The sequence below is a fragment of the Aquimarina sp. AU58 genome (assembly GCF_900312745.1).
Lineage (GTDB): Bacteria > Bacteroidota > Bacteroidia > Flavobacteriales > Flavobacteriaceae > Aquimarina > Aquimarina spinulae.
In genome coordinates this window covers 2,686,987-2,704,786 of record NZ_OMPD01000014.1, presented here as the reverse complement: position 1 = coordinate 2,704,786, position 17,800 = coordinate 2,686,987, and the positions used below count along the sequence as shown (strand labels likewise).

Sequence of the window (17,800 nt, the reverse complement as noted above, 5' to 3'; positions counted from 1 at the left end):
AACACAATAAAGTAAAAAAATGAAGATTGATTTAAACAATAAAAAATTCAAGACACAATCTAATACCAATAATGGAGAAGTATCAGATGAAACTATTTTTAGATATAACCAAAATGAAAACATCATTTGGGCTAATTATGACGGCGGGCAAATTATAAAAGGGCATTTGGTAGGAAAATGGGTTAATGATCACTTAGAATTTGTATATCAACACATAAACAAAGAGCATGAATTAATGACCGGAAAATGTAAATCATACATTGAATATATGGAAGAGGGAAAAATAAAATTAAACGAATTTTGGCAATGGACTTGTAACGATTTTAGTTCTGGAGAATCTACCATAATCGAGATTTGAAATGAAAGTATTCTTCATGTACTTCTAAAAAGAAAAAATGGATAGATACCAGGAAACATTTAAAACTTGGGATAAAATAGCTCAGGTTTATGAAGATAAATTCATGAATCTGGATTTGTACAATGATACCTATGACATATTCTGCGAATTAATTCCTAAAATTAATCCTAATATTCTCGAAATTGGTTGTGGCCCGGGGAATATTACCCAGTATCTTCTAACTAAAAATCCTAATTTTAGAATAACAGCCATAGATAATTCGGAGAATATGATTAAACTGGCTAGAAAAAACAATCCAACCGCAGAAGTACTGGTGATGGATAGTCGGGAAATACATACTATCCCTAATAAATTTGATGCTATTATTTGCGGTTTTTGTATCCCCTACTTATCACAATCAGATTGTACGAAAATGATAATGGATTGCAATAAATTACTTAATGACTCAGGAATATTTTATATAAGTTTTATTGCCGGAAACCCAAGTGACTCAGGATATCTATCAGGAAGTAGTGGAGATAGAGTATATTTTTATTATCATGATTTAACAACTATTAAAAAAGATCTAATAACAGCATCTTTAGAGATCAAAGAATCATTTCAAAAAAAATATAAAAAAGCAGATGATGTTGAAGAAATTCATACTATACTTATCGTAGAAAAAATAAACAAATAACACTGTAGAATACTAGTACAAATAAAATTAGATGGAAATAAAAATCTCTGAAACAAAAAATATTGAGTTAAGACAAATCATCGATTTATATAAAGCTAATAAATGGAGTTCTGCAGATAGACCTATAGAATTACATAATGCCTTATTGAATTCTCATTCATTAGTTTCTGCCTGGAGCGGAGATCATCTGGTTGGACTGGGTAATGCAATTTCTGATGGATATTTGGTTGTGTATTATCCTCATTTACTTATCCATCCTGATTATCAGGGAAAAGGTATTGGAAAAATGATAGTAGATAAAATGCAGGAAAAATATGGCCATTTTCATATGCAAATGTTAACAGCAGATGGTAAAGCAATTGATTTTTATCAAAAAGTAGGATTCGTTAGAGCCGGTGAAACCGAACCTATGTGGATTTATAAAGGCGACGAGCATTGATGGAAAAACTAACCAATTATATTAAGAGTTATGTATGCATTACAGAAAAAGAATTAGAAATAATACTCTCCTTTTTCAAACAGAGGCATATATCAAAAGGACAATTTGTTTTAAAAAAAGAACAATTGGTAACAGATTACTATTTTGTAGATTCTGGAGGCCTCATCATATATGATATAAAAAATGATGTGCAATCAACAAGATATTTTGCTTTTGAAAATGAACTTATTACCGATATTTCAAAAATAAAATCCAAGGCACGATCTGATTCATATATTCGAGCTATAGAAGATACTATTATATATACAATTACATATCAAAAGATGGAAGATCTCTACGAGCGTTTTCCTGTTTGGCAAAAATTCGGAAGACTCGTTTGGGAGGATTCTTTTGCCAGTGTACTCTATGGTATTCATAATTTTCAATCCCTCACTGCCAAAGAACGATATCTAGATCTCCTAAAAAGATCAGACCTTATTAATAGAGTCCCTCTTAAAGATTTATCTTTGTTTTTGGGTGTTACTCCTTCTTCCCTTAGTAGAATTAGAAAAGAAATCTGTAGATAAACTCATATCTGTTATACTTTGTAGACACATTATTGTCATTTGGTAATTTCTTGTACTTTGATAACAGATAGCTTTGTAATAAATTTAAAAATATACAATGTATGATTACAAAGAGTTTATTTTTCGCTGTAAGCCTATTTCTAGGAATTCTAAGTATTAATAGTACTGGTCAAATTCTGGTAAAAGTTAAAGGGATTAAAAATTACAAAGGGTATATCCAGGTGGATATATACAAAACAAATAAGGGTTTCCCTACCTCAGAAGAATTTGCATTTAAAAAACTGCGATTTAAAGTACAAAAAGGAGAAAATGACTTAATCATAAACAATTTACAACACGGTACATATGCTATTGCAATATATCATGATGAAAATTCTAACGAAAAATTAGACACTAATTTTATTGGAATTCCTAAAGAAAAAACAGGCGTATCTAATAATCCAAACTCAAGGTCTATCCCTTCGTTTAGCGATGCTAGATTTGATTTTTTTAGTTCAAAAAAAGTATTAGAAATAAATATCAAATAGTTTAGACCAATAACATGTTACCCATTTATAAAGCATAGTAAGGTTCTTCCTTTTCTATGCTTTTTTATTTATACCATTTCATCATAAGTATTAAAATCATTTATTGTCATTTGGCAATTTTAAGAGTGTATATACAGTCGACCTTTGTATAAATTGTAAACCCAAAATAATGATTAAAAAAATATTGATACTATCGCTACTGTTAATATTCAAAATGAATGGTCAGGTAAATGGAGAGGTATTTGTTTTAGATGAAGATAGAGATATTTTTTATCTATATTACACTCCTTCGATTATAGAAGATGACCTATTCGAATATCAAAAGGCCAACATGAAATTAGGCCTCCCTCCTATCAAAATGAATAGGCTAACAATATATAACACTATTGGAGCCGATTACCACCATTATAAATATCAATCGAGTGTACCTGTATTTTCAAAAAACATAGAACAGTTTTATAATATAAATTATAGCCTATTATTAAATTATAAAATCTCAAAAAACTGGTCTTTTAATGTGTTGGCAATGCCCCATATAATATCAAATTTAGAAGGAAATATGGAAGCAGATGATTTTAATATTAACGGTATTGTTTTTATCGAAAAAAAATTCGGAAAAAAGAATGCTACAGGGTATTACAAATTAACTTTTGGAGCCGGATATCTTACAATGGCAGGTAAAACGAGAATTAACCCTACCATAAATCTTATGGCAAAAGTAAATGATAAACTATCTTTTGTTTTAGGAGTTCCAAATACATATATAAAGTACAATCTTAATGATAGACATTCTATAAAACTTCTGGGAGATCTAAATGATTTCTCTGCCAACCTAAACACTCCTATTCATCTAAGAAATACTGAAATTGATCGGGCAATATATACATCCGTTTCTGCTGGTTTAGAATATAATTACTGGATGACCAATAATTTAGGGATAATGGTACGAGCATTGTACTCTGTGTATGATAATTATGATTTACAAGATCCTAATGAGAATACTGTTTATGATTTTAATCCAAAGTCAAAATCTTCTATTGCTATCGGAATCAAATTTAATCCTTTTCGCTAATTCAAAGCTCTAATCTACAAAGAACTACTTATGCATATTATAATGAAAGATAACCTTCATAAGTCAACTAATTTTAATACCAAAGCATTTCTCTTAGCCAGTATTCCATCATATATATTTCCAGCAGCTATGTCCTGGATCTCGGGATGGTTTATGAATAATTCTGAAGTAATGCAAGCAAGTTATACAACAATCGCTTTTCCTTCCCTTATTTCTTCTATACTGAGTTATATACTATTGTGGTATATGGAAAAACTTCAATTTTTCCCTACAAATAAATTTATAAGAACCATATTGCTAGTCATCATTATGGTATGCTTGGCTTTAACTACAATAGAATTAACTTATCTAAAACCTGAAACATTTAATATTCTTTTTTCAACTACCCTTGGAACTACTATCACAACTTGGCGACAACCAATATTTAAAATCAAAAAATAATCATGAATACAATAAAACCAACCATTGTTGTTTTTGGATGTACAGGAGCTGTAGGATCAGAAGTAATGCGTCAATTAAACAATCAGGGCTATATTGTTCGAGGAGTACTACGAAATCCTGATCGGGAATATCCCATCAAACTAAATAAACAATGTACAAATGTGAGCTACATTAGTGCCGATTTAAAATCAAAATCACAACTTAAACACGCCTGTAAAAAAGCAGATATTCTTTTTTTACTGACAGGAACTTCTCCCGATCAGGTTGAAAACGAAGTCAATATAATCAATATGGCTATAGAAACTGGCATTACCCGAATTGTTAAATTATCAGCACCAGTAATTCCTTCTGATATAAAGGTCGAAGTTAGTAACTGGCATCGTGAAATTGAAGAAAGGCTTGCCAAAAGCTCAATAGATTACTGTTGTTTAAGACCACATTCATTTATGCAAAATTGGGAACGAAATACTTTTACTATCAAACGATTTGGTAAAATTTTTGGTGCCATGGGTAATGCTTCAAGAAATTATATTGATTGTCGCGATATTGCAGAAATTGCTGTACATTATTTAATATCAAATCGACCTCTACATAAAAAATCAGTTATTCTTTCTGGCCCCGAAGCTATTACAAACTATGATATGGCAGAACGGTTATCGTTTGTAACTAACAGCAAAATTGAATATATAAATATCAGTTCAGAAGAATTCTATCATACCTTAACAACACGAGCAAAATTACCTAAATGGTTAGCACGCCACATCGTAGAGCTTGACGAATTAGCAATTAATGTTACCGAACCCACAACTGATACAGTCGAAAAAATATTAAACCGCAAACCTCGGATAATGAATACTTACTTACAAGAATCCCGTCATCTATATACTAAAAAGCCTATTTGGGGTTTCTGGAACAAATAAAAGTTTTATTTTATTTATAATTAAATAATTGCAACCAACACAAGAATTACAAATAAAACAAATTCATTTTCACATGCTATTTTCTTTTCTTTGTAGTTATGCCAGATCAACAACTCATTTCACATACCTTAAAAGAATATTTTGGGTATGATAGCTTTCGTCCATTACAACTAGATGTCATTACCTCTGTTTTTGCCGGAGATGATAACCTTGTTATTATGCCAACAGGAGGTGGTAAATCTATATGTTACCAGCTACCAGCGCTATTATTACCTGGGGTGACTTTGGTTATTTCTCCTTTAATTGCTTTAATGAAAGATCAGGTAGATGGCTTATTGGCAAACGGTATTAAAGCAGCTTTTATCAATAGTAGCCAAACTGAAACCGAGCAGCAGGAAATTTATCAACAATTATCGGATAAAGAAATCAAGTTATTATATATCGCTCCAGAGAGTTTATCTTTTTTAGATGTAATATTCTCACAAATAGAAATTAGCTTAATTGCAATAGATGAAGCGCATTGTATTTCTGCCTGGGGTCATGATTTTAGACCTGCATATACACAACTGGGGTATCTTAAAAACAGATTTCCTAAAACTCCGATTATTGCACTAACTGCTACAGCAGATAAAGCGACACGTCAAGATATTTGTGACCAGTTAAACATTTCGAATGCCAAACAACATCTTGCTTCTTTTGATCGTAAAAATCTTAGCCTCGAAGTACGACCAGGAAACAAAAGAATTGAGCAAATCATTGACTTTCTAAAAGATAAACCTAATGATAGTGGAATTATCTACTGCTTAAGTAGAAAAACTACTGAAATGCTATCAGAAAAACTGCAAAACCAGGGATTTAGTGCAGAAGCATATCATGCAGGGGTAGATCATCAAAAGCGATCTCATGTACAGGAAGGTTTTATTAATGATACAGTTCAAATTGTTTGTGCTACCATCGCTTTTGGTATGGGTATAGACAAATCTAATGTACGCTGGGTGATTCATTATAATTTACCAAAAAATATCGAAGGGTATTATCAGGAAATCGGACGTGCCGGTCGAGATAGTTTACCTTCTTCTACTCTACTCTTTCATAGCTATGCAGATGTAGTACAATTGCAAAAATTTGCTAACATGTCTGGTAATCAAGAAGTACAATTAGCTAAACTGGATCGCATGAAACAATATGCCGATTCGCTAAGTTGCCGGCGTAAAATTTTACTTAGTTATTTCGGAGAATTAATCGAAGAAAATTGCGGTAATTGTGATGTATGTAAGAATCCTCCAACTTTTATAGATGGAACTATTATTTCCCAAAAGGCATTATCTACAGTAACCCGAATCAAAGAACAAGAACCTATCGGTACTGTGATTGATATATTACGAGGGGCGCAAAATACGGCTGTATATGATAAAGAATATCAAAATTTAAAAACATATGGTATTGGTAAGGATTTAGCGTGGAGAGATTGGCAACAATATATTATACAATTAATCAATCAAGGATATCTGGAAATTGCTTTTCATCAAAACAACAAATTAAAACTTACTTCGCTTTCTAAAAAAGTACTATTTGAAGGAGAAAAAGTAAGTCTGGCACATTTAAAAGAGTTTGAAAAAGCAAAACAAGCGGCTATTGTAAAGCAGGTAGATCAGGGAGCCGCACCTAACCTATTTGAGAAATTACGCCAACTACGGTTAGAATTAGCAAAAGAAGCTGGTATTCCTGCCTACCAGATTTTTAGTGATGCAACTCTTAAAGAAATGGAGAAATTTCGCCCAATGAGTGATGAAGAATTTATGCAGATTAATGGGGTTGGACGACAAAAGATGCAAAACTACGGATACCAATTTATTAAAGCTATTATTGATTTTTCTGCCGAAAAAACAAAAAAGAAAAAAAAGAAAAGCACTAAAAAAGGAAATACGCATTTAGAAACTTTAAGCTTGTACCAGCAAGGACTTTCTATAGAAGAAATAGCACTGCAACGTCAATTGGCACAATCTACTATCTTCTCGCATATAATGAAGCTCTATGAAAATGGTGAGAGTATTGATTTAAAACAATTTGTAAATAAAGAAGATATTAATGCCGTAAAAAATGCTAAAAAAGAATTAGATAATCCAGAAACCTTAAAGCCATATTTTGAACATTTTGAAGGAGCTATAGCCTACAATACTATTAAATTAGTACTAACAATTTTGGAAGAAGAAAACTCAAAATCTTAATGTTATTCTGGAGATCGCATAGTATTATGAAATAAATCTGCTAATCGTATCTCTAAATAATGAATTACTTCTTTTTGCGAAGTTTTATTTTTGTACATCTCGAATGTCTCTGCAATGTTACGATCTTTTAATATCTTAAAGTCATCAGTAGAGTTTTGAAAATCTTCTAGTTTTAAGTTCCAATCCAAGAGTGTTTTTAATAGTGCTTTATGAGATGTATATTTTTTTTCTAAAATTGCTAGTTTTTCTACATCTACAGAATCTTTAACGGTACTGCTATTGATTCTCCCATATACAGTATTATATTCTTCTTCTATCGAACGATCAAGTTGTCTTGCTTCTATTACCAATTTTAAATATGCATCGTACAATCTTTCATTATAAAATTCTACAAATTTTAAATGATTATCAATTTGCACAAGGTAGTCTATCGCTATATCTTTATATACTTTACCACCAATATCTTCTCTGCTTATTAACTTTTCTTCTAATATTTCTAATGTTGCTTCCTGTTGTTGTATCAACCTGTCAAAACCTTCTCTTTTGGGTAGCGTTACTATTTGGCTCGTGACTTCTTGTGGTAACCCAATAAAATAATACCTTCTATATTTAATTTCGATAGAATCACTTTCTGTTTCTTTCTTTACGCTCTTCTTTATTTTTTTATTTTTTTCCTTTGGCTTTTTTCCAGGAGATTTTTCTTTCTTTACCGTTATAGAATCTTCTTTTTTTGAGACACTTGGTTTTATTTTAACTTTATGTACCCCTGTAATTATATAATCATCATTAAGTATATATCTTAAAAAGGTATCATCATTTGTTTTTTCTGCATAATTATTCGTTAGCCTAACACCACGAACATATTTATCTTCTAAAAGTTTATCATCACTACTACAGGATAGAAAAATAGTATAGACCAAAATTAATATGTAAAAGCCCCTTTTCAAAAGTACTGAGTTTGTGTTATTATTTTTTATAGTCTATTATATAATCATTACAAAAATAGAAACACTGTAATGCACCATAATTAAGACTCTTGAAATAGTTAAACTAAAATATTAACAATATAGAGCGATCTCTATTATAAAATTTTGGGGCGTTAATAAAAACTTAATTTTTTAAGAATCAACCTTATAGTAACTAAAATTTTATGAATTAATTGTGTTTTACTGTGTAAAAAAATATTGAAGGGTATTATCAAGAAATTAGACGTGCCTGTCGGGATAGTTTACACCATCTTCTACTCTACTCTTTCATAGCTATGCAGATGTAGTATGATTATAAAAGTTTGCTAACATGTCTGGTAATCAAGAAGTACAATTAGCTAAACTGGATCGCATGAAACAATGTGCTGATTCTCTGAGTTGTCGACGTAAAATTTTACTTAGCTACTTCGGAGAATTAATCGAAGAAGATTGTGGGAATTGTGATGTATGTAAGAATCCTCCAACTTTTATAGATGGGACTATTAGTGCTCAAAAAGCATTATCTACAAGTAAACCAAATCAAAGAACAAGAACCTATTGGCACTGTGATTGATATATTACGAGGGGCACAAAATGCTGCTGTATATGATAAAAGAATATCAAAACGTAAAAACATATGGTATTGGTAGTGATATGGTATGGAGAAATTGGCAACAATACATTATACAATTAATCAATCAAGGATATTTGGAGATTGCTTTTCATCAAAACAATAAACTAAAACTTACTTCGCTTTCTCAAAAGGTACTATTTGAAGGAGAAAAAGTGAGTCTTGCTCATTTACAGGAGTTTGAAAAAGCAAAACAAGTTGCTGCTGTAAAGCAAGTGGATAAAGGAGTAGCGCCTAATCTATTTGAGAAATTACGTCAACTGCAATTAGAATTAGCAAAAGAAGCTGGTATTCCTGCTTATCAGATTTTTAGTGATGCAACTCTTAAAGAAATGGAGAAATTTCGTCCAATGAGTGATGAAAAATTTATGCAGATTAATGGGGTTGGACGACAAAAGATGCAAAACTACGGATATCAATTTATTAAAGCTATTATTGACTTTTCTGCAAAAAAACAAAAAAGAAAAAAAAGAAAAGCACTAAAAAAGGAAATACGCATTTAGAAACTTTAAGCTTGTACCAGCAAGGACTTTCTATAGAAGAAATAGCACTGCAACGTCAATTGGCACAATCTACTATCTTCTCGCATATAATGAAGCTCTATGAAAATGGTGAGAGTATTGATTTAAAACAATTTGTAAATAAAGAAGATATTAATGCCGTAAAAAATGCTAAAAAAGAATTAGATAATCCAGAAACCTTAAAACCATATTTTGAACATTTTGAACAAGCACTTGATTATAATACTATTAAAATAGCATTAACAGTTATAGATACCTTAGATACACAAACTCTATTGTATAAAAGAAAAAGTTTCTAAATTAATTTCAAAACATTCTATCCTATGATTCCTAAATAGATTAGTTAGTAACAACAATTTATTATATTCTTCTGTATACTATAAATCACTGTTTTCTGGTATAAATATGTAAACCTATACATCTAAATTTGCCATAGTGTATACAATCAATACCTTACGAAACTTTTAAATTTTCAAAAGGATTAAAAAAATAACAATGTCCTTTCTATAATAGAAAAACCAGATGAATAAAACGATTTTTAATTCAAAATTTTATCACGTACACTAATAAACCTTATGATACAGAAAATATTACTATTATTATTTACATTTTTCGCACTTCAAGTTAATGCTCAAAATATTAATGAAAAAATAGAAAAGTTTTTGAAATTAAACGGAACTATTGGCCAAATGGAAAAAACAATAACTAAAATAATTGAACAAGAAGCACAATATTATTATGAAGTTTTTGACAATAATGAAGAATTGGTTAAAAAAAAAATTACGAAAAAACTTCTCACTAAATTTAAGTCAATCATTATACCAATATATTCTAAAACCTATACAGAATCTGATATAGACAACTATATAACTTTTTACAGTTCTGAAGCCGGGAAAGCAATTACAGAAAAAACATTAATGATATCGGAACAACTGGATGCTGCCAAAATGCAAATGGTAAGAAATTTAGAGTTTCATATTACCAAGGAAATAAAAAATTTAAAAAAAGAAAAGTTTGAAGAAAAGAAGAATGAAGTCATAAAGGATTTTTCTAATTTTAAATCTTATGAATTAACAGATTTAATTCCTTTTAGAATTAAAGATTATTGGGGATATATTGATCGTAAAACCAATAATATTGTAATACCTGCTAAATATGGAAATTTAGAGTTTTTTCATCCCAACATGACAGGACATTACAAAAGAGAAGTAGGTTTTGATATAAATAGACATGGAGATATTAGCTTTTTTGAATATCAAGAAATTGTTGACATTCCTTTCGCAAAGATATGTCGTGCAAAAATTATTTCTTCACACAACAAAGACTATAAAGGGTTTAAAGTTGATGAAGAAGGTTCCTTATCCGAATATTCAGATATATATAAAGAAGTAAAACCATTTAAAAAAGGTAACAAATACTATGCAATTGCAATACTTAAAACAAACGGACAATATGGAATCATAACAACCTCAGGCAAAAGTGTTAAAGGGTTTGATTTTACTCAAAAAAAAATACTGCTTAATAAAGATGCAAATGACGAAAAAAATGTTTGGTTTTTTGTTCAGAACGATTATGACCTATGGAGTTTAAAAAATTTTAATGGTAAAATAAAATTTAAAGATGAAATTCTTTCAAGTCCAAGTCCTACTACTACTTTTGGATTATCGATAATGAGAAAAGACGAAGTATTTGCAATATTTGATTGTTATAAAATGGAATGGGTAGTAAAACCTCAAATAGAAAAAATAGAAAAAATTACCTATACCAGTGAAGCAGAGTTAAACAAGTTTAAATATGGATATTCTCATTCAGATAGAGAATATGCTACTATTTATTATTCAATAGAAGAAAATGATCTAACATATTTTGTTGATTTAAAAGGTAATAAATATAAGCCAGTAGAATAATACTATGATACTACAGATAGCAAATTGTTGTCTAATCTAAAGATGTAAAATTAATTAATCAAGAAACTGCACCTGATTTTCATGTATCTATAAATAAACCGAACCTTCTCCAATAATTATATTTTCAATTTTTCGAATTTTCAAGAGGCCGATGCTGAAATGGTTATTTCAAATTTTTCATATCCAGAACTAAAATCAAACCCGGTATGCAATTTATGTGCAGGAACGCTGGCAGGATAAAAAGTAATGGGTTCTATACAAACCATATTTGTTACTTCGCTCCATAGCATGATATGTCTAAAACCATTTGTTTTTACATTAACAGCAAGACTACCATTGTTGGTGATAGATATTTCTTTACAATCTTCTAATAAAAAAGCAGAGGCTCCAGCTTTTAAAATAGTATCTAAAGAAATATGTTGATCTGAAGTTTTCAATATGATATTCGGGCTATAAATCTTAAATGCAGGATGAAACCCTAACATCAATGGCATATTTTTTTCTGATTTTACCTCAAAAATAATTTTTAAAGCTTCATTCGATAATTCAAAAGTTTTAATAAACTCAAAATCGTATGGCCAGTTAAGCCATTGTTGTGTAGATTTATTAGGAAATTTATGATTAGACAACTGGGTATTCGCTACGTATTTTTTATGAAAACAAGCACTACTTTTCTCAATTGCTAAAGGAAGATAGTCCATAACTCTTAAAATCCCGTGCTGATCCAGTTTTGCTTCTCCTCTTGGAGTTTGTACCGAAAATTGATTTTCTTTAGTCGAGCCAATCGTAGGAAACATTTCAATTTCTGTATTTCCCCATCCTAAATCTCCTTTTTGGTGCATTACTTCTATACCATCAACCTGGTAACTTATTAACTCACCATTATCAATAGTAACTATAGTTTTTTCATCAGGACTATGCAATCTTGTCTTATCTGGCATATGCTAGTACGCTTTTATTTTTTTTCTAAAATATTTTTTATCACTATCAGAAACCAAAGTATCACTAAGTGCTTTTTTAGCAAGCTCTAAGTGTGTGTTTTCATCATAATGAAATAATAATGTATTTAATTCGGCAATAGATATTCCGTCATCATTTTCTTTTGTTAGCTGTAATTCATCACCAACAGCAACAGATCCCGGGTGGATTATTCTTACATATACTCCAGAAAGCAGTGAATCTATCATTTGTTTTAACACTGCTTGATTACCAAAACGAATACCTAATTTGTAACAAGGTTGCCTGGGGCGTGAAATCTGTATTGTAGCGCTTCCAAGTTGATAAACAGATCCTATTTTTATATTTTTTTCGTCAAACCCTTCTACCGTAACATTCTCACCAAACATTCCGTAATTCCATTCTAAATCGGGATATTTTGTTTTCCAATAGGGATAATGATCTACCGAATATAAATAACAAGCTTTATCAACACCACCATGATATTTTCTATCGATAACATGATCATTTCGAACATCTTCTTTCTCTAAATATATTGGATCTTCTACCGGAAGTTTATAAATTCCCGTTTTTTCTTCTCTTCCTTTCCAAAGTATACTACGTGGTGTTGCAATATTAGTAGATAAAACTTTCATAGTTTATGTTTTAAATTCAACAGAGTTTAATATTAATCCGGAACCAGGAACTATATGCTCTAATATAATTTCTTCTGATTCAGGATCCAGGGTTTGTCTAATGAAATCAAGATTTATTTTTCCTTTTCCTAAATCCAATAATGCTCCCATCATTAAGCGAATTTGGTTTCTTTTAAACCCTTCACCTTTTACTCGTAAAAGATAACTTTCTTTAGGGAAAAAACTAGCAGTATACACTTCATTTTTTTCAATTTCGCAATGTGTTACCTCACCTTCTAAAATCGTATTTCTTGTAGGCCTGTGACAATACGACCTAAAATTATGTTTTCCTACAAATAACGCAGCCGCTTCTTGCATTAAATTTATATTGAGCTCTTCTGCAATATTGTACATAAACGGAGCACAAAAAGGATGAAATTTCTCTCCAAAGGAGAATAAATACAAATATTCTTTATTCTTTGGGGATTGAATAATATTAAACTGCTCATTAGTTTCTTCAATACCCAAAGCCCTAATATCTTGAGGAAGGTTTTGATTCAATAAAGGATAAAAAACTTCAATATCCAAAGGTTGATGGTCTACAAATAGTTCAATATAGGTTTGATTAGCCGATACTTTGGCATCTGTTCTTCCTGTAGCCAAAACCTTAAAGTCTTTATGTTCGAGAACAAAAGCAATTGTTCGTTCTACCATTCGCTGAAGAGTATTTACTGTAGGTTGTTTCTGCCAACCATGATATCTGAAACCAAGGTATTGCAACTGAATGATATAATAATAACGTTTACGGAACATTGAATATAGTATTAAAAGTGTCCGGATATAGATAAATTATGCATTTCAACGATAATTGATCAATTTTTAATCCTAAAATTATGTGAACACCATTCTATTATTTGTTATATTTGGGTAAAGCTAATTAATAATTTAAAATCAACTTAGTTATGGTGAAGTCAAAATATCAAAGTGTTCTGGATTTAGGACAAGAATTAAACATCCAGGATGGTGATGTATCTGAAGAAAATGGAACTCTTAAGATAAAAGGTACTGCAAAAACGCAGTATGAAAAAAACCAACTTTGGGATAAAATAAAAGAAATAGGTGGTAATTCTCCTTCTGATATTATGGCGGATATTAAAGTTGCTGATACTTCTGTATATCATAGACATACAGTAAAAAGTGGTGAATCATTAAGCAAAATTGCAAAGCACTATTATGGTGATGCAATGAAATACAAGGCTATTTTTGAAGCAAATACAAATATTCTTAAAAACCCTGACGTTATTCACCCAGATCAGGAGCTTGTTATTCCTAATTTATAATATTATACATATTTAAAATAAAAAAGGACTACTTATTATAGTGGTCTTTTTTTATTCCCTTTTTATACCCTACTTCTCTAAAAAATTCTCCTTCTTAAATTAATCTTTCTAAATTTTGCGTACTAGAAGTCTATTACAGAATCGCATTTATTGTAAAATTCTTCACTAAAACCGTTATTAAATTACGTAAAAACCATAAATAACAACAAAATACCAACAATTCATCAAACATTTAGCAAAAAATTAGATAATATTTCTACTTTTGCCGCCTAACTCAAACTCAACTTATATGAAAACGCGATTATTTTTATTCGTGGGCTTATTTATTGTAGGCCACGTATTCGCACAAGGTAATAATCCTTGGCAAAGAACTAATTCTTCAAAAAGTCTTAATGTTATAAAGACAAAGACCGATTTACCATCAAACACTCTTTTTGATCTTAATATCGAAGCTCTGAAAAAAGCACTTCAGGACTCTCAGTTGCGAGGAAAATCATCCAATGGCTCTGCTGTTGTTATGCAGTTTCCAAATGCGCAAGGTACTATGGAATCTTTTAGAATAGTAGAAGCTCCTGTAATGCACCCTGATCTTGCAGCCAAATATCCCGAGATTAAATCGTATGCTGGTCAGGGAATTGACGATCCAACAGCTACAATCAGATTTAGTGTTGCTCCTTCTGGGTTACAAAGTATGCGTCTATCTGGTAATTCTAAAACTGTATTTATAGAGCCTTATACAACCAGTGGTTCTGTATATACTATTTACTCTAGAGATCAGAGATCAGGTACTGTTGATAGGTTAAATTGTTCTGTTGATAAGGATACGCCTAATTTTTCTGGTGGTGCAATCAATCAAAAAAATGCTGATGACGGTGTTTTAAGAACGTATCGATTAGCTGTTTCGACTACTGGGGAGTATGCTCAATTTCACGGTGGTACTAAGGCAGGAGCCATGGCAGCAATTAATGCTACTATGACTCGTGTAAACGGGATATATGAAACCGATTTCGGAGTTACAATGGTTCTTATTTCAAACAATGATGATGTTGTATACACCAACGCAAATACAGATCCATATACAGGAAGTTACAACAGCCAGTTACAATCTACATTAACGAGTGTAATTGGAGAAGCTAATTATGATATTGGTCATGTATTTGTTCTTGCTCCAAAAAATGGTAATGCAGGATGTATCGGATGTGTATGTGTAGATGGAAAAAAAGGAAGTGGTTTTTCTTCTAGAAATACACCACAGGGAGATATTTATGATGTAGACTATGTAGCACACGAAATGGGACATCAATTTGGTGGAAATCATACGTTTACATTTACCGGCGATGCTAATAGCAATATTCAGGTAGAGCCAGGAAGTGGAACTACAATTATGGGATATGCAGGAATTACAGGTGCTAACACAGATGTACAACAGAATAGTGACCCTTATTTTCATGCAGTAACTATCCAGCAGATTACCAATTATGTAAAATCAACTAGTTGTCAGACCAATACCAATACAGGTAATGCTATTCCTACTGCAAATGCAGGTGCTGATTATACCGTTCCAAAAGGAACTCCATTTGTATTAACTGGCCAAGGTACTGATGCTAATAGTGGAGATGCACTTACCTATTGCTGGGAACAAACGGATAGTCGTGTTGGAACAATACCAAGTACTACAGCTACTTCTGGTGTTGCCTTCAGGTCTTATACTCCTACTGCATCTAATCAAAGATATTTTCCAAGATTAGAAACTATTAAAACTGGTGCTACCTCATGGAAATGGGAAGCTGTACCAGATGTAACGAGAGCCTTAAATTTTAGATTAACAGTTAGAGACAATAAAGCTGGTGGTGGAGCAAATAATAGTGATAACATGAAAGTTAATGTTACTGCTTCTGCTGGGCCTTTTGTAGTTAACACTCCTAATACTAATGTTAGTTGGTCTGCTGGTTCTACGCAAACTGTAACCTGGGATGTTGCTGGTACAACAGGAAATGGGATTAATACTGCCAATGTCGATATTTTACTATCTACAGATGGGGGAAATACTTATCCAACGGTTATCGCTACAGCGGTACCAAATGATGGTTCTCATAGTATAACGGTTCCAAATTCTCAAGGAACACAAAACAGAATTATGGTAAGAGGATCTGGAAACATATTCTTTGATATCTCTAATGCTAACTTTGAAATTACTGGAGGAACAGGTGGAGACACACAGGCACCTACAACTCCTGCAAGTTTAGCTACCTCTAATGCAACACAAACTACTATTGATCTATCCTGGAGCGCTTCTACAGATAATGTTGGAGTAAGTGGATACGATGTTTATCAAGGTAATACAGTTATAGGAACAGCTACAACTACAACTTATCAAGCTACTGGGTTATCTGCTAATACATCATATTCTTTTAGAGTAAAAGCTAAAGATGCTGCAGGAAACCAATCTGGTTTTAGTAATACTGCAACTGCAACTACACTACCAGGAAATACTGGTGGAGGATGTACAGGAGAGATTTCTTCTTTCCCATATACTGAAGGATTCGAAAATACGCTCGGAGCATGGTCTCAAGCCACTGGTGATGATATTAACTGGACTATAGATTCTAATGGAACTCCATCAAGAAATACCGGGCCATCAAGTGCTGCAGAAGGTACATATTATGTATATACAGAAGCTTCTGGAAATGGTGCAGGATTCCCTAACAAAAGAGCAATACTAAACTCTCCTTGTTTTGATCTTAGTACTGCATCGCAAGCAACATTTACTTTTCAATATCATATGTATGGTACCAGTATAGGAACATTAACACTAGAGGCGAGTACAGATAATGGAACTAATTGGACTTCTTTATGGACTAAATCTGGTAATCAAGGTAATTCTTGGAAATCAGCCAGTGTTGATTTAGCATCATATACCGGAGCTACAGTTAAATTAAGATTTAATGGAATTACCAGTACATCCTGGAGTGGTGATATGGCTTTTGATGATGTTAAACTAACGACAGGAACGGTTAACCCTTCTTGTACCGATGTAAACTTATCTATTACATTTGATGACTACCCAGAAGAGACAAGCTGGCAAATTACTAATAGTAGTAATCAAGTTGTAGCCTCTGGAGGAACATATGGTTCTCAAGCAGATGGTTCTACACTAACTCTTACAGAGTGTTTAGCTGCTGGTTCTTATACATTTACAATAAGTGATGTTTATGGAGATGGTATTTGCTGCCAATATGGTAACGGATCTTACTCACTAACAGCAGGTAGTACAACACTAGCATCTGGTGGTTCTTTTGGTAGTTCAGAAAATACTTCATTTACAGTAGGTGGTACTGCTAGAGGTGTAACAGTAGAGAGTTTTAATACGACAAAAGCTTCTCAGGTTTCAATAGCACCAAATCCAGTAGTAAGTGGTACTAACACAATGCTTAGAGTTACTGCTCCTACAGATAATATTTCGGTTATCATTTTCGATCTATTTGGAAGAAGTGTATACAAAAATGATAATGTAAGTAATAAATCATTTAACCCAGGTAATCTTGCGAATGGTGCATATCTGGTTAAGTTAAAAACTGATCATAAAACATCTGTTCATAAACTAATTATGAACTAGTTATGAATTGATTTCAGTAATA

19 protein-coding genes are annotated in these 17,800 nt (G+C 31.7%); 15 read left to right on the top strand and 4 right to left on the bottom strand.

Annotated features, from left to right (window positions below; all coding sequences use genetic code 11):
* Positions 1 to 19 precede the first annotated feature (19 nt).
* The 9 genes from DK441_RS23050 (at position 20) to recQ (ending at position 7,227) form a co-directional block, all read left to right on the top strand.
* Positions 20 to 358: a hypothetical protein gene (locus DK441_RS23050; RefSeq protein ID WP_025663598.1), complete on the top strand. Its 339-nt coding sequence runs from the start codon at positions 20 to 22 to the stop codon at positions 356 to 358.
* Between the two features lie 37 nt (positions 359 to 395).
* Positions 396 to 1,034, top strand: a complete 639-nt coding sequence (locus DK441_RS23045) for a trans-aconitate 2-methyltransferase (protein WP_109852934.1) — start codon at positions 396 to 398, stop codon at positions 1,032 to 1,034.
* Between the two features lie 31 nt (positions 1,035 to 1,065).
* A complete protein-coding gene (locus tag DK441_RS23040; RefSeq protein ID WP_109852933.1) occupies positions 1,066 to 1,473 on the top strand; it encodes a GNAT family N-acetyltransferase in 408 nt (135 codons plus the stop codon).
* Positions 1,473 to 2,039 carry a Crp/Fnr family transcriptional regulator gene (locus tag DK441_RS23035; RefSeq protein WP_074406482.1) on the top strand — a complete coding sequence of 189 codons (567 nt, stop codon included), beginning with the start codon at positions 1,473 to 1,475 and terminating at the stop codon, positions 2,037 to 2,039. The genes DK441_RS23040 and DK441_RS23035 overlap by 1 nt, the downstream gene beginning before the upstream one ends.
* Before the next feature lie 101 nt (positions 2,040 to 2,140).
* A complete protein-coding gene (locus tag DK441_RS23030; RefSeq protein WP_109852932.1) occupies positions 2,141 to 2,566 on the top strand; it encodes a DUF2141 domain-containing protein in 426 nt (141 codons plus the stop codon).
* 169 nt (positions 2,567 to 2,735) lie between these two features.
* Positions 2,736 to 3,638 carry a DUF6268 family outer membrane beta-barrel protein gene (locus tag DK441_RS23025; RefSeq protein WP_109852931.1) on the top strand — a complete coding sequence of 301 codons (903 nt, stop codon included), beginning with the start codon at positions 2,736 to 2,738 and terminating at the stop codon, positions 3,636 to 3,638.
* Positions 3,639 to 3,668: 30 nt separating this feature from the next.
* Positions 3,669 to 4,079, top strand: a complete 411-nt coding sequence (locus DK441_RS23020; RefSeq protein WP_160112250.1) for a hypothetical protein — start codon at positions 3,669 to 3,671, stop codon at positions 4,077 to 4,079.
* A gap of 2 nt (positions 4,080 to 4,081) precedes the next feature.
* Positions 4,082 to 4,999 (top strand): NmrA family NAD(P)-binding protein, encoded by a 918-nt coding sequence (locus DK441_RS23015; protein WP_109852930.1) that lies wholly within the window; start codon positions 4,082 to 4,084, stop codon positions 4,997 to 4,999.
* A 98-nt stretch (positions 5,000 to 5,097) separates the two neighbouring features.
* Complete coding sequence (gene recQ / locus DK441_RS23010) at positions 5,098 to 7,227, top strand: DNA helicase RecQ (RefSeq protein ID WP_109852929.1); 2,130 nt, start codon at positions 5,098 to 5,100, stop codon at positions 7,225 to 7,227.
* 2 nt (positions 7,228 to 7,229) lie between these two features.
* On the opposite strand, the gene DK441_RS23005 is transcribed toward recQ, so the two are convergent.
* Complete coding sequence (locus DK441_RS23005; RefSeq protein ID WP_160112249.1) at positions 7,230 to 8,174, bottom strand: hypothetical protein; 945 nt, start codon at positions 8,172 to 8,174, stop codon at positions 7,230 to 7,232.
* Between the two features lie 349 nt (positions 8,175 to 8,523).
* Here DK441_RS23005 and DK441_RS27105 point away from each other — a divergent pair, with 349 nt between their 5' ends.
* The 4 genes from DK441_RS27105 to DK441_RS22995 all read left to right on the top strand — a co-directional run bounded on the left by DK441_RS27105 (position 8,524) and on the right by DK441_RS22995 (position 11,251).
* Entirely contained in the window at positions 8,524 to 8,766 is a 243-nt protein-coding gene (locus DK441_RS27105) for a RecQ family zinc-binding domain-containing protein (protein ID WP_235015816.1), read from the top strand.
* A 32-nt stretch (positions 8,767 to 8,798) separates the two neighbouring features.
* Positions 8,799 to 9,326 (top strand): HRDC domain-containing protein, encoded by a 528-nt coding sequence (locus DK441_RS27100; protein ID WP_235015815.1) that lies wholly within the window; start codon positions 8,799 to 8,801, stop codon positions 9,324 to 9,326.
* An 11-nt stretch (positions 9,327 to 9,337) separates the two neighbouring features.
* Positions 9,338 to 9,643: a helix-turn-helix domain-containing protein gene (locus DK441_RS27095; RefSeq protein ID WP_235015814.1), complete on the top strand. Its 306-nt coding sequence runs from the start codon at positions 9,338 to 9,340 to the stop codon at positions 9,641 to 9,643.
* 276 nt (positions 9,644 to 9,919) lie between these two features.
* Entirely contained in the window at positions 9,920 to 11,251 is a 1,332-nt protein-coding gene (locus tag DK441_RS22995; protein WP_109852927.1) for a DUF2059 domain-containing protein, read from the top strand.
* 140 nt (positions 11,252 to 11,391) lie between these two features.
* On the opposite strand, the gene DK441_RS22990 is transcribed toward DK441_RS22995, so the two are convergent.
* The 3 genes from DK441_RS22990 to DK441_RS22980 are packed head-to-tail and all read right to left on the bottom strand — an operon-like array spanning position 11,392 to position 13,635.
* Entirely contained in the window at positions 11,392 to 12,192 is an 801-nt protein-coding gene (locus tag DK441_RS22990) for an aldose epimerase (protein WP_109852926.1), read from the bottom strand.
* A 3-nt stretch (positions 12,193 to 12,195) separates the two neighbouring features.
* Positions 12,196 to 12,843, bottom strand: coding sequence for an MOSC domain-containing protein (locus tag DK441_RS22985; protein ID WP_109852925.1), 648 nt, complete (start codon positions 12,841 to 12,843; stop codon positions 12,196 to 12,198).
* A gap of 3 nt (positions 12,844 to 12,846) precedes the next feature.
* Positions 12,847 to 13,635 (bottom strand): tRNA pseudouridine(38-40) synthase TruA, encoded by a 789-nt coding sequence (locus DK441_RS22980; protein WP_109852924.1) that lies wholly within the window; start codon positions 13,633 to 13,635, stop codon positions 12,847 to 12,849.
* Positions 13,636 to 13,784: 149 nt separating this feature from the next.
* Here DK441_RS22980 and DK441_RS22975 point away from each other — a divergent pair, with 149 nt between their 5' ends.
* Complete coding sequence (locus tag DK441_RS22975) at positions 13,785 to 14,162, top strand: LysM peptidoglycan-binding domain-containing protein (RefSeq protein ID WP_025663587.1); 378 nt, start codon at positions 13,785 to 13,787, stop codon at positions 14,160 to 14,162.
* Between the two features lie 289 nt (positions 14,163 to 14,451).
* On the top strand, positions 14,452 to 17,778 hold the full coding sequence (locus DK441_RS22970) for a reprolysin-like metallopeptidase (RefSeq protein WP_109852923.1): 3,327 nt from the start codon (positions 14,452 to 14,454) through the stop codon (positions 17,776 to 17,778).
* Positions 17,779 to 17,800 lie beyond the last annotated feature (22 nt).